Source organism: Flavobacterium sp. KMS (genome assembly GCF_000813005.1).
Lineage (GTDB): Bacteria > Bacteroidota > Bacteroidia > Flavobacteriales > Flavobacteriaceae > Flavobacterium.
Map to the genome: position 1 here is coordinate 1 of NZ_JSYP01000043.1, position 12,247 is coordinate 12,247.

Annotated in this window: 10 protein-coding genes; 6 read left to right on the forward strand and 4 right to left on the reverse strand. The window is 34.9% G+C overall.

The window, feature by feature from the left end; translation table 11 throughout:
* Positions 1-336, forward strand: a 336-nt coding sequence (locus OA93_RS23655) for an OmpA family protein (protein ID WP_039116734.1), incomplete at its 5' end; no start/stop codon positions are given.
* A 198-nt stretch (positions 337-534) separates the two neighbouring features.
* On the opposite strand, the gene OA93_RS23660 is transcribed toward OA93_RS23655, so the two are convergent.
* Positions 535-1,110, reverse strand: a complete 576-nt coding sequence (locus tag OA93_RS23660; RefSeq protein ID WP_205625798.1) for a metalloregulator ArsR/SmtB family transcription factor — start codon at positions 1,108-1,110, stop codon at positions 535-537.
* A gap of 465 nt (positions 1,111-1,575) precedes the next feature.
* Here OA93_RS23660 and OA93_RS23665 point away from each other — a divergent pair, with 465 nt between their 5' ends.
* The 4 genes from OA93_RS23665 to OA93_RS23685 all read left to right on the forward strand — a co-directional run bounded on the left by OA93_RS23665 (position 1,576) and on the right by OA93_RS23685 (position 8,140).
* Entirely contained in the window at positions 1,576-2,073 is a 498-nt protein-coding gene (locus OA93_RS23665; protein ID WP_039116737.1) for a DUF2480 family protein, read from the forward strand.
* 8 nt (positions 2,074-2,081) lie between these two features.
* A complete protein-coding gene (locus OA93_RS23670; protein WP_039116739.1) occupies positions 2,082-3,206 on the forward strand; it encodes an efflux RND transporter periplasmic adaptor subunit in 1,125 nt (374 codons plus the stop codon).
* Positions 3,207-3,212: 6 nt separating this feature from the next.
* Positions 3,213-6,362 (forward strand): efflux RND transporter permease subunit, encoded by a 3,150-nt coding sequence (locus OA93_RS23675; protein ID WP_039116741.1) that lies wholly within the window; start codon positions 3,213-3,215, stop codon positions 6,360-6,362.
* Between the two features lie 392 nt (positions 6,363-6,754).
* Complete coding sequence (locus OA93_RS23685) at positions 6,755-8,140, forward strand: efflux transporter outer membrane subunit (protein ID WP_039116745.1); 1,386 nt, start codon at positions 6,755-6,757, stop codon at positions 8,138-8,140.
* 96 nt (positions 8,141-8,236) lie between these two features.
* Here OA93_RS23685 and OA93_RS25470 read toward each other — a convergent pair whose 3' ends face one another.
* Positions 8,237-9,028 (reverse strand): helix-turn-helix transcriptional regulator, encoded by a 792-nt coding sequence (locus tag OA93_RS25470; RefSeq protein ID WP_052250189.1) that lies wholly within the window; start codon positions 9,026-9,028, stop codon positions 8,237-8,239.
* 67 nt (positions 9,029-9,095) lie between these two features.
* Here OA93_RS25470 and OA93_RS23695 point away from each other — a divergent pair, with 67 nt between their 5' ends.
* Positions 9,096-9,743, forward strand: coding sequence for a DUF1349 domain-containing protein (locus OA93_RS23695; RefSeq protein WP_039116747.1), 648 nt, complete (start codon positions 9,096-9,098; stop codon positions 9,741-9,743).
* Between the two features lie 496 nt (positions 9,744-10,239).
* On the opposite strand, the gene OA93_RS23700 is transcribed toward OA93_RS23695, so the two are convergent.
* Complete coding sequence (locus tag OA93_RS23700) at positions 10,240-11,649, reverse strand: MFS transporter (protein ID WP_039116749.1); 1,410 nt, start codon at positions 11,647-11,649, stop codon at positions 10,240-10,242.
* Positions 11,650-11,680: 31 nt separating this feature from the next.
* Positions 11,681-12,247, reverse strand: a 567-nt coding sequence (locus OA93_RS23705) for a nitronate monooxygenase (protein WP_039116751.1), incomplete at its 5' end; no start/stop codon positions are given.

The following is a 12,247-nucleotide window of genomic DNA, read 5'->3' on the forward strand; positions in this document are numbered from 1 at the left end:
TATTTTGATTTAGATAAATCCATCATTCGCAAAGATGCCGCCTTCGAACTAGAGAAAATCCTGGCGGTAATGCAGCAATACCCAAAGATGAAAATCGATATCCGCTCCCATACCGATAGTCGTCAAACAGCCAAATACAACCTGGCATTATCAGACAGAAGAGCCAAATCAACCCAACAATGGTTGATAAAAAACGGAATTAAATCTAATCGATTAACCGCCAAAGGATATGGCGAGAGTCAATTAGTAAACCACTGTTCCGATGGAGTTCCTTGCACCGAAGCAGAACATCAATTGAACAGAAGAAGTGAATTTATTGTTGTTTCAATGGACTAAATTTAATTAATTGTCAATCAATCAAAAGCCCTTTCTAAAGTTTAGAAAGGGCTTTTTTAGTTTTCAGTTTCAGTTTTCAGTAGCAGAGAAATTAACCGCAAAGAGCGCAAAGGTTTTTCGCAAAGTTCGCAAAGCTTTACTGTAATTGTAAACTGATACTGTAAACTGAAAACTGCCACTGAAAACCGCGACTAAAAACTAAATACTAATCTGATAAGCACATCTTCTCTCGCCCGCAATGATATGACTCACACGATTAATGCTAACTTCTTTTCCTAATACAGATCTAAATGTATTTAATTCGGAAGAACAAAAACCTTGACAAATTGTTGCAGCAGCACAAATAGGACAGTGATTTTCGACAAAAAGATACCCATCGTCATTCTTAGCGTATTCTGCCATATAACCTTCTCTGGTTCTTATTTCGACAAGCTTTTCTATTTTTTGTTCCAAATCATTAATAGTATCAATTTCTTCATGATACTTCTTTTTCCCACTTTCTTCATACACATCAATAACCGCTTGCATAGTATCTCCGCCCATAGCATTAATAATATTAATTAGCTTTAGGGTTAATTCGGCATGAGTATCGGGAAACTTCGAATTTCCATTCGCCGTAAGGCTAAAAGTTTTTTGAGGTCTACCAACACCTTTAGACTCTTCCTGAGGATGAATAAAATTTTCTTCAACAAGTTTAAGTAGTTGTTGTCTAACGCCTTCCTTTGTTATCTTAAGCTCATGCGCAATCTCGAGAGCCGTAAGAGGACCTCGCATTTTGAGCAACATTAAAATCTTATTTGTAGTCATAAATTAATAAAACAAGTATTTAGTTGTTTTATTATGCAAAAATATTAATTTTGCATAACTTATCAAAGCTCATTGCCAGATATTATTATCCTAAGAGCAATCAATATTGAGAGTTACAGAAATTATTAATGCAAACTATAGATTATGGTACTAGAATTACAATCACCACCCATTAGTTCATATGATAGGATTAATTTACCTGTATATATCGTTCCGTACTGGAATGTGTTAATGAAAATCTACAAATAGTACATACTCTCCATTATAGATTTTAGAAATCTCAAAAACCTTTAGTTAAAGTGTTTTTTACAACGTGCTCAACATACTAGAAAAATAGTATTCAAGTTGGGCGGGGGATACCTATGTCCAAAAATCAGCAAAACTCAAAAATTAAAATTCAATAAATAACTCAATTTTTTAATAACCCAAAATATGGAAATAATAAATAAAATAGATGCTTCAGGCATACAAACTCTCGATTTACGGTCGTATAAACCCATCGGAAATGATTTTATAATATTTGATATTGTACCATTTCTTATAGAAGATTTTATGTTGCAAGAAAAGACATTCCGATTAGAAATGGCTAATATCGATTGGAACCAATATAAAGGAAAAGATGTAGTAATAACTTGTTCTAATGATGCCATAGTTCCGCTTTGGACGTATGTATTAATCAGTTCATTACTAGCTCCGCATGCATCGATAGTGGTGTATTCGACAACTGGAAATCACAATGGAATTTTATGGATGGAAAGAATAAGGAAAATAGAATTTTCGGCTTTTATCAATCAAAAAGTAGTGCTAAAAGCCAATTCGTCCATACCCGAAGAAATTCTTGTATTAGCTACAAGCCAATTAATTAAATATGTACAAACCCTAATGTGGGGAGAAGCAGGTTCTCCTTTAATGATTTACAAAAGAAAATAAACGAAATAATGAAAAGAAAAATAGCAATACTGATTATAGGAACACTTTTGATAGTTTCATGTAATTCCAAAAACGCAGAACAAACAGAAAGTCCAGTAGCATATCCAACACTTACGCTAAAGGCACAAAAAGCCAATGTTTCAGTCGAATTTCCAACGACTTTAGAGGGAGAACAAACTGTCGAAATACGCTCTAAAGTAGATGGATATATAGAGCAGGTTTATGTAGAAGAAGGTTCGGCTGTAGCCAAAGGACAACCTTTATTTAAAATAGATGCCAATAGTTATTTGCAGGAAGTAAATAATAAGAAAGCAGCAGTTCTTGCAGCCGAAGCCAGTCTGGAAACCGCCGTTATCCAAACTCGTAGAACAGCAGCATTGGCAGAAAAGAAAATTATAAATAACTATGAATTGACATCTGCTAAAAATATAGAACGAGTAAAAAGAGCCGAATTAAGTCAGGCAAATGCCGATTTATCTGCGTCTAAATCCAAACTAGCTTTTACCAATATTGTGAGCCCGATAAATGGAGTTGTAGGAAGCTTGCCATTTAAAATAGGAAGTTTAGTAAGCAGTTCGGCACCAGACCCTTTAACTACAGTAGCTAATACCAAAAACATCTTTGCTTATTTTTCTTTAAGTCAGCAACAATTAAACTCTTTTTTGAGTCAATATTCAGGGAATCAATTAAAAGATAAATTCAAGAATATGCCCGAAGTTTCATTAGTAACTGCTGATGGAGAAACATATCCATCAAAAGGGAAAATCCAGACTTTAAGCGGAGTATTAAATGCAAGTACAGGTTCGGCAAATTTTAAAGCAGTTTTCCCAAATCCAGAAGGTAAATTATGGAGTGGAGCAAGTGCCACAATTGTCATTCCAACACAGTTTGAAGCTGCGATTTTAGTTCCTAAAAAAGCAGTATTTGAGTTGCAGGGACGCTTTTTTGTATTTACTGTAGATGCAAAAAATGTAGTGCATAATACCGAAATAAAAATAAGAAATACCTCAACAGAAAAAGAATATGTAGTAACCGAAGGCGTAAAATCTGGAGATACTATAATTACAGATGGAATAGGGAATTTAAGGGATGGAGTGAAAATCGCACCGATAGATTCTTCATCAAAAAAATAAAAAGACATGTTTAGAAAATTTATAGAAAATCCGGTATTATCTACAGTAATATCGATAATAATAGTGATTTTAGGATTACTGGGATTAGCTTCCCTGCCCATATCACAATATCCCGAAATTGCGCCACCTACAGTTGTTGTGACCGCTTCTTACCAAGGTGCAAGTGCCGATGTGGTTATGAAAAGTGTGATTGTTCCGTTAGAAGAACAAATAAACGGAGTCGAGAATATGACCTACATGACATCTACCGCAAGTAGTAATGGTACAGCGTCGATAACCATATTCTTTAAGCAGGGAACAAATCCCGATATGGCAGCGGTAAACGTTCAGAACAGAGTTACAAAAGCTACAAGTTTGTTACCAAATGAGGTTATTAAATCGGGTATTACAACTAGCAAACAGTTAAGTAGTACCGCTTTTAGTTTCTTGTTATATAGCAAAGACGGAAAGTACGACGAAAAATTTCTTGATAATTATTTGAGGATAAATATTATGCCCGAGATGAAACGTGTTGAAGGAGTAGGAGGAACTGAAATTTATAGCAGTCAGGAATATTCAATGCGTATTTGGTTAAAACCCGATGCAATGGCAAATCAAGGCTTGGTTCCAGACGATATTATTAAAGCATTACAAGAACAAAATATTGAAGCTGCACCTGGAAAAATTGGAGAAAACAGTAAAGAATCGGTACAGTATGCTCTAAAATTTACAGGAAGACTTGAAAACCCTGCAGAGTTTGAAAACATTGTTTTGAGAAGCGGTAAACAAGGAAGTTTATTACGCTTAAAAGATGTTGCCAATATCGAGTTTGGTGCTTTAGATTATACTACTTCATTAATTACCCAAGGAAAAGTTTCTTCGGGAGGAGCGATAAGTCAGATTTCGGGTTCTAATGCTCGAGAATTAATTATTGCTTGTGAAGACATATTAAAAAAAGCATCTAAGGATTTCCCTCCGGGATTAGAGTATCATACTTTCTTAAATGCCAATGATTTTCTAGACGCATCTATCGAAAAGGTAATCTATACGATTATCGAAGCATTTATTCTGGTTTTTATAGTTGTGTTTATCTTTTTACAAGATTTTAGGTCAACATTAATACCTGCAATCGCAGTTCCTGTATCGATTATTGGTACTTTCTTTTTCTTGAAATTATTCGGATTTACGATTAATTTATTGACACTTTTTGCTTTGGTTCTTGCCATTGGTATTGTGGTAGATGATGCGATTGTAGTCGTCGAGGCAGTTCATGCCAAACTAGACCAAGGTGCAAAATCGGCTAAGAAAGCAACCATTCATGCTATGAGCGAGATTAGCGGAGCGATAATATCTATTACCTTAATTATGTCGGCGGTATTTATTCCTGTAACATTTATTACAGGTTCAGCGGGTGTATTTTACAAGCAATTTGGTTTAACATTGGCTGTAGCCATATTAATTTCGGCAATTAATGCATTGACTTTAAGTCCTGCACTTTGTGCTATTTTATTAAAACCACACGACCCAGAAAAATCAAATCATCCTAAAGGTTTCTTACCAAGATTCTATGCGAGTTTTAATGTAGCTTTTGAAACGGTTACAAATAAATATATTAACGCTGTTCGATTCCTGATTCGCAGAAAATGGATTTCATTAGTTGCAATTGCACTATTCGGAATGGTATTTTATGCTTTAATAAAAACAACTCCAACAGGTTTTGTACCTAATGATGATGGAGGAGCTATTTTTGGGAATGTGGTTTTACCACCATCTTCGACACTGGAACGTACCGAAGAAATTACAAAAGAAATAGATAGTATTGCGAGAAGTATCCCCGAAATAGAACTATCATCAACCCTTTCGGGAATGGATTTAATTCACGGATCTGGAGGTTCTTACGGAGCATTATTCATAAGACTGAAACCTTGGAATGAGAGGAAAGGTAAAACTCAGGATGTTAATTCAATTGTGAGCCAGTTGTTTGAAAAAACTTCACATATAAAAGGAGCAAGTATTATTTTCTTTGCTGCACCAACCTTACAAGGATTTGGAAACAGCAACGGATTCGAAGTGCAACTGCAAGATAAAACGGGAGGTAGTTATCAGAATTTTGATAAAAATATCGGAAAGTTTATGGCAGCAGTTAATCAGCGACCAGAGATAATGTATGCTACAAGTCCGTTTAATATTGGTTTCCCAGAAATGGAAGTCAACGTAAATGTGGCAAAGTGTAAAGACGCGGGTGTATCTGTAAACACGGTTCTTAATACGCTTCAGGGTTATTTTGGTGGAATCTACGCTTCTGATATTAATAAATTCGGAAAACAATACCGAGTAATGCTACAGTCACATCCTGATTACAGAGCAAAAGAAAGTGATATTAATAAAGTTTTTGTTCGAACAGATAAAGGGGCAATGGCACCAATTTCGGAGTTTGTAACATTAAAGAAAACGTATGGTCCAGAATTTTTAAATCGTTTCAATCTTTTTACATCTACTACAGTTACTGGTGCGCCAAATGCAGGATATAGTTCGGGAGATGCGATAAAAGCAATCGAGGAAGTGGCAGCACAAACACTAGAAAGAGGGTATACTTATGAGTTTTCTGGTTTAACCAAAGAAGAACTTTCCAGCGGAAGCCAGACAACATTGATTTTTGGACTTTGTTTAATCTTTATTTACTTCTTGTTAAGTGCCCAATACAAGAGTTATATTTTACCATTTTCGGTGTTGTTATCCTTACCAATAGGACTTGCGGGAGCATTTATATTTGCGAATCTTTTTGGGGTAGATAATAATATTTTCCTTCAGATAAGTTTGATAATGTTGATTGGGCTTTTGGCCAAAAATGCCATTCTTATTGTAGAGTTTGCACTATTACATCGCTTAAGCGGAAGAAGTCTTGTGCAGTCGGCAATATTCGGAGCGAGAGCAAGATTACGACCTATTTTAATGACCTCGTTTGCTTTTATCTTCGGATTGATTCCGTTGATGATTGCTACTGGTGCAGGAGCATTAAGTAACAGGTCTATTGGTACAGCTGCCGTTGGCGGAATGTTGATTGGTACATTATTCGGGGTTTTTGTAATTCCGGTTTTGTTTATCATTTTTCAGGCTATGCAGGAAAAAGTTGGAGGAATAAAAGAACCTGCACATGAGCCGAGGGTGATAGATTAGATTAGAAAGGAACAAAGGTTTGGAGGCTCAGAGTAGCAAAGGTTCAAAGGTTCAGAGGGAATAGTTTTGCGATTATTTTACCGCAAAGGGCGCAAAGTTTTTACATGGATGGATGGTTTTATAAAAACGCAAAGTTAGCAAAGCTTTGTGTTGAAGCTTCTTTGAGAACCTTATGATAAGATTTTAACCGCAAAGGGCGCAAAGTTTTTTACATGGATGGTTTTATAAAAACGCAAAGTTCGCAAAGCTTTGTATTGAACCTGCTTTGCGAACTTTGCGTAAACCTTTGTGAACTCTGCGGTTAAATCTAGCCACAGATTAAAAGGATTTTCTGCTTTGAGAACTCTGCGGTTAATTTCACCTAAATAAATAAAAAATAAAAACATATAATAATGAAGAAATACAATTATAAATTAATAGTCATTATACTGATTGTTGCCAGTATATGGAGTTCGTGTAAAATCACGAAATCCTATACAAAACCCGCAACAACAGTAGAATATCGTGAGCCTGAAAATAAGGATACTACAAATATGGCAACGATGAAATGGTCGGAACTATTTACTGATGTAGCTTTGCAACAGCTTATTTCCGATGGACTGGCAGCAAATCTGGATTTAAAGATTGCGGTTGAACGCATTAACCAATCTACAGCAAATCTTAAACTGAAAAAAGCTGCTTTCTTGCCTTCGGTAGATGGGAATGTTTCGGTAAAAGAATCCAGATTGGCTTTCCCGCAAGGATTTGGACTTTTTGACCAATCAACACAATATGATTTGGGTATTACAGCAGGATGGGAAGTAGATGTTTGGGGAAAATTAAAAAGTGCCAAAAAAGGTGCTATTGCTAACTTATTGGCTACAGATGCTGCCAAACGTGCTATTCAGACTCAACTAATAGCCAATATTGCCAATTCGTATTATGAGTTGCTTATACTCGACGAACAATTAAAAGTACTTAAAAAGACAGCCAAAAATAGAGAAACAGATGCCGAAACAATTAAGGTTCTTTTCGAAAATTCTATTATTAATGGAGTAGCTGTTGTGCAGAGTGAAGCCAACTTTTATGAAGCTGAATTAGCGATTCCGGATATAGAACAAAAGATAACCGAAACCGAACATGCTTTATGTGTGCTTTTGGCAAAATCTCCAACCAAAATTGTACGTGGTTCTCTGGAACAACAAAAGCTTGTTTATGATTTAAAAATTGGGGTTCCGATGCAGCTTTTGGCAAACAGACCAGATGTACAACAAGCGGAATATAATTTTAGAGCTGCATTTGAAGAAAGTAATGTAGCGAGAGCTTATTTTTATCCTAGTTTGACTATTAGTGGAGCAGCTGGTTTTTCTAGCTTCGGATTAAAAGACTGGTTTACAAACGGTGGACTTTTTGGCAATATAGCCGGAGGGCTTGCACAACCAATTTTTAATAAAGGAATCAATAAAGCAAGATTGGCAACAGCATTGTCTTTGCAAAAAGAAGCGTTGTATAATTTTGAACTTTCGATGTTAAAAGCGAGTGAGGAAGTTTCTAATGCATTGTCTAAATATGATAATGCTGCTTTAAAAGAAGAAAAAAGGAAAAAACAGTTAGAAGCATTATTTAAAGCGGTAGATTTTAATAAAGAATTATTAAACAATTCGACGACTAATTATACCGATGTGTTAACAGCCGAACAAAACTTACTAAATGCACAATTAAGAGGTATTGATGATCAAAGTCAAAAACTGCATGCGGTTGTAAACTTGTATCGCGCGCTTGGTGGTGGTTGGAATTAATTTAAAAAATAAATGATAATTATTTAATTTGTTGGTTTTATTTGAAGCAGGGGATAGTTGAATTGAAAAACTATCCCTTACTTTTTTTTTGAAATTCTAACGTGGTATTAATCCCGTGGCATTTGCAATTCTGCAGGCTTCCATGGCATTATTAACATTGAGTTTTTCAAAAATATTTTGGCGATGCCTATTTACTGTATGTATGCTCAGGGACAGTTTATCTGCGATTTCTTTGCTTCGCATTCCCAAATTAATAAGCTGAATAATCTCTCCTTCTCTTATCGATAGCAAATCATCAAAACGGCCTTGTTCGCTATCTAAAATTACCCCTGTAGCGGTATTAATAATCACTCCATCAGGAACATCAAATCCAGGATAATCGTATACCATGTTGTATAAGCAAAGTACTAGTGAAACATTTCCTTCATCTGTGCTGCTAAGGTATAGTAAGCGATGTTTTATCAAAAGATATTTACCTTCGTTGTTTTTAATTCTCAGTTTGGTAATTACATTATAATTAAGGCGCTCATTTAAACTAATAGATTTCAGTAGTTTAAAAAACTGAAACTCGAGTCGGTATTTTTTCTGAAGATCCTCCGGATGAACCCGGCTCAATAATTCATCTTCCCAAATAGAGTTTATGGCTGTTTGCTTGGGTTCAAATCCCAGTTGCTGAGCGACTCCACCAGAATAAATATAACTTTTCCTTTCTTTTAAATCGCTAAGTACACTAATTGTGTTTTCTAGTTTGGCGTATAGTTTGGCGATCATTTTACCATCGTCGAGTTGCATATTAGGCTGAGAAAAACCTGAAAAAGGCTGAGAAAATAGTTTTATATCAAGTAACTCACGAATATTTTCAGTATCCTGATGGTTATTTATAGCCATTTGATGTAGAATATTAATTTATAATTTTGGAACCCACAAGGTAACATTTCAAATCTATAACAAACTTATGAAAAAAACTATATTAGCTATTGGCCTCTTACTGAGCTTAACTGAAATAAATGCACAGAGTCTTGAAAAAATGCATTGGTTTAATGAGCCTGAAAAATGGCAGATAAAAGACAATAGCTTAATTATGCAGGTTACACCAAAAAGTGATTATTGGAGAATCTCGCATTATGGATTTACTGTCGACGATGGTCCATTTTATTACAGTATGTACGGAGGTGAATTTGAAACAAAAGTAAAACTAACAGGAAATTATAAAACCCGTTTCGACCAGATGGGACTTATGATTCGTGTAGATGAAAAAAATTACATTAAAACCGGTGTTGAATTTGTAGACGGTAAATTTAATATCAGTACGGTTGTAACACATGAAAAGAGTGACTGGAGTGTGAATGTACTGGACAAAGTTCCTCCTTTTGTATGGATTAAGGCTGTACGCAGATTAGACGCTGTAGAAATTTATTATTCTTTGGATGATAAAAACTATATTCTGACTCGTAATGCCCCATTGCAGGATAATATCCCTGTTATGGTAGGACTTATGGCAGCTTGTCCTGATGGAAACGGATTTGAAGCAAAATTCGAAAATTTTTCTGTGAAACATCTTGCAGATCAGAGACGTTTAGAGTGGCTTAAAAATCACCAATAGACCTTTTTGCATTATTTGGAGTTCTAAATTTGAAAGCTTTTTTGCTATTAAATAAAGAATGATTAAAAATACATAAGCTTTTAATATTAATGCTGTCTATAAGAGAACAACCTTCAACATATGAAATTTATTCTATCACTATTTATTCATGTATTTTTTTTTATCTTTTTAAATTTAGAAAAAATATATAAAGAAAAGCCGTTAAGACCATCTGACAAATCATGTAAAAATGCAACTCATAAACGTGTTGAGATAGAAAATGATAAAATTTACGGGAATAATTTGGCGGTAAATGATTAAGGTCAAATTCCATATTTTAATGATGCTTTTGCGCAATACTTTTCTGTAAAAAGAATGAAGTCCAATCATTTATTCGACGATAAATATATAGAAGAAAAGAAAAAAGAGATATAAAAAGCCTGTAATTATTATGTTTGCAGGCTTTTTTATAAAATTATATCAAGTAATTTATTACTATGGTGATGCAAAAAAGCAGTTAAATTCCTGACTTTAAATTGTCACCATCTTTATCATGCAGTCTTCTGAAAACTAAACCAGATAGAATTGTCAAAAAGCCCACAACTAAAAATGTATATCGAAAAGCATTGTGAATTTCGTTGTGAATGAGTTTTACATCACCCTGAAAAATTTTGAGAACCAATAATCCGAAAGCAATACCAAAACCAATAGCCAACTGTTGATTTACAGAAACTAATGAGTTACCACTACTTGTATGATAGTTTCTTAAATCGGCAATAGAAATAGAATTCATAGAAGTAAACTGTATGGAGTTAAAGAATCCTAATACCGAAATAATGGGAACGTACCAGTAAATGGAAGTATGAATGGATGGAATAGCCAAAGCACAAATTAATACACCGATAATAAAAGTATTTACCATTAAAGTTTTTCTATATCCGTAAGTATTTAAAATTTTAATTACTGCCGATTTTCCAAACATGGCAGTGAGAGCCATAGGAGCGACAATCCACCCCGAGGTTACTGCCGATTGACCGTAAGCAATCTGAATCATCATAGGTAATAATAAAGGGATTGAACTAAAACCCAAACGAGTAGCGAGATTACCTATTATGCCCACACGAAAGGTTCTTACCTGAAATAAATTTAAAGGAAAAAGAGGATTGTTGTCTGTCACGGCATGGCGATAGTACCAATACAACATTAAAAAACCTGCCATTAATATCAGTAAAACAGGTGTTAGCTGAACTGTGTTGCCAAATAATTCTAAAGAAATAGACAAGAGGAGCGAAGCTGCAGCAAAGATAAGGAAGCCTTTTAAATCAAAATCGATTATAGGTGATTTGTAATCAGGCATGTATTTTAAACTTAAAAGAATACCAATAATTCCAAACGGAATATTGATCAGGAAAATCCAGTGCCATGATAAATAATCGACCATATACCCACCAACCAATGGACCCAATACCGGACCAATTAAGGCAGGAATAATGGCAAAATTCATTGCCTTTAATAATTCTTTTTTAGGAAATGTTTTAATAAGTGCAAGCTTTCCTACTGGTGTCATTAAACTTCCTCCAATACCCTGAATCACACGGGAAAAAACCAAATGAGTTAAATTTTGGGAAAGCGAACAGAATAAAGATCCAACACTAAATAACAATAACGCAAACATAAATACTTTCTTGGTGCCAAATTTATCAGATAAAAATCCGCTAACAGGCATAAAGAGCGCTAAGGTCAGAACATAGCTGATAATAGCATTTTGCATGTCCAGCGGTGATTCGTTTAAATCTTTGGCAATAGAAGTTATCGATGTGTTGAGGATGGTAGAATCGAGCATTTGCATAAAAATAGAAGTCGCCAAAATAAGTGGTAATACTTTTTTGATTGTTTCATTATTTTGCCCCGCACTATTTGCATTCATATTTTTGTTTGGTTAGAATTTAAATATGGATTTATTTCAATATTTTATTAGTTTTATTAATTAAAGAGAGCATTAATTCTTTGGCATTAGTATGCTTTAGATTAATTGCATTTTGTCCAGACCAGAAATTGATCAGTTCGGTTTTGCCTTGAGCGAATGCAGCAGTTTTAAGAGCGGCTATTAATCTTGTCTGAAGCGGAAATGGTAATACTTCGGTTTCAAACTTTATTTCTTCGGCAATGCGATTGGTCATCATTCTTCCCATTCTTCCAGTAAGCGATTTAGAAAGTATGGTATATTGTGAAGCTTCAGAGAACAATGCTTTTTTGTGTTCGGGTGTGGCACCCGATTCATCGCAAGCTAAAAAAGCAGTTCCTAATTGTACCGCATCAGCGCCTAAAGTAAGTGCTGCAGCAACACCTTTAGCATCTACAATACCTCCGGCGGCTATAATGGGTGTTTTTATCTTGGCTTTCAGCTGTTGTACTAAGGCAAATGTACCAGTTAAAGAATCTTCTGCGGGTTTTAGGAAAGAAGGGCGATGACCCCCAGCTTCAAACCCTGCTGCAACAATGGCATCAACTTTATGACTTTCGAG

Coding starts and splice junctions, on each gene's coding strand:
- OA93_RS23665 (WP_039116737.1), top strand. CDS start 1,576: ATGGAAATAATAAATAAAATAGATGCTTCAGGCATACAAACTCTCGAT.
- OA93_RS23700 (WP_039116749.1), bottom strand. CDS start 11,649: ATGAATGCAAATAGTGCGGGGCAAAATAATGAAACAATCAAAAAAGTA.
- OA93_RS23675 (WP_039116741.1), top strand. CDS start 3,213: ATGTTTAGAAAATTTATAGAAAATCCGGTATTATCTACAGTAATATCG.
- OA93_RS23670 (WP_039116739.1), top strand. CDS start 2,082: ATGAAAAGAAAAATAGCAATACTGATTATAGGAACACTTTTGATAGTT.
- OA93_RS23695 (WP_039116747.1), top strand. CDS start 9,096: ATGAAAAAAACTATATTAGCTATTGGCCTCTTACTGAGCTTAACTGAA.
- OA93_RS25470 (WP_052250189.1), bottom strand. CDS start 9,028: ATGGCTATAAATAACCATCAGGATACTGAAAATATTCGTGAGTTACTT.
- OA93_RS23660 (WP_205625798.1), bottom strand. CDS start 1,110: ATGCGAGGTCCTCTTACGGCTCTCGAGATTGCGCATGAGCTTAAGATA.
- OA93_RS23685 (WP_039116745.1), top strand. CDS start 6,755: ATGAAGAAATACAATTATAAATTAATAGTCATTATACTGATTGTTGCC.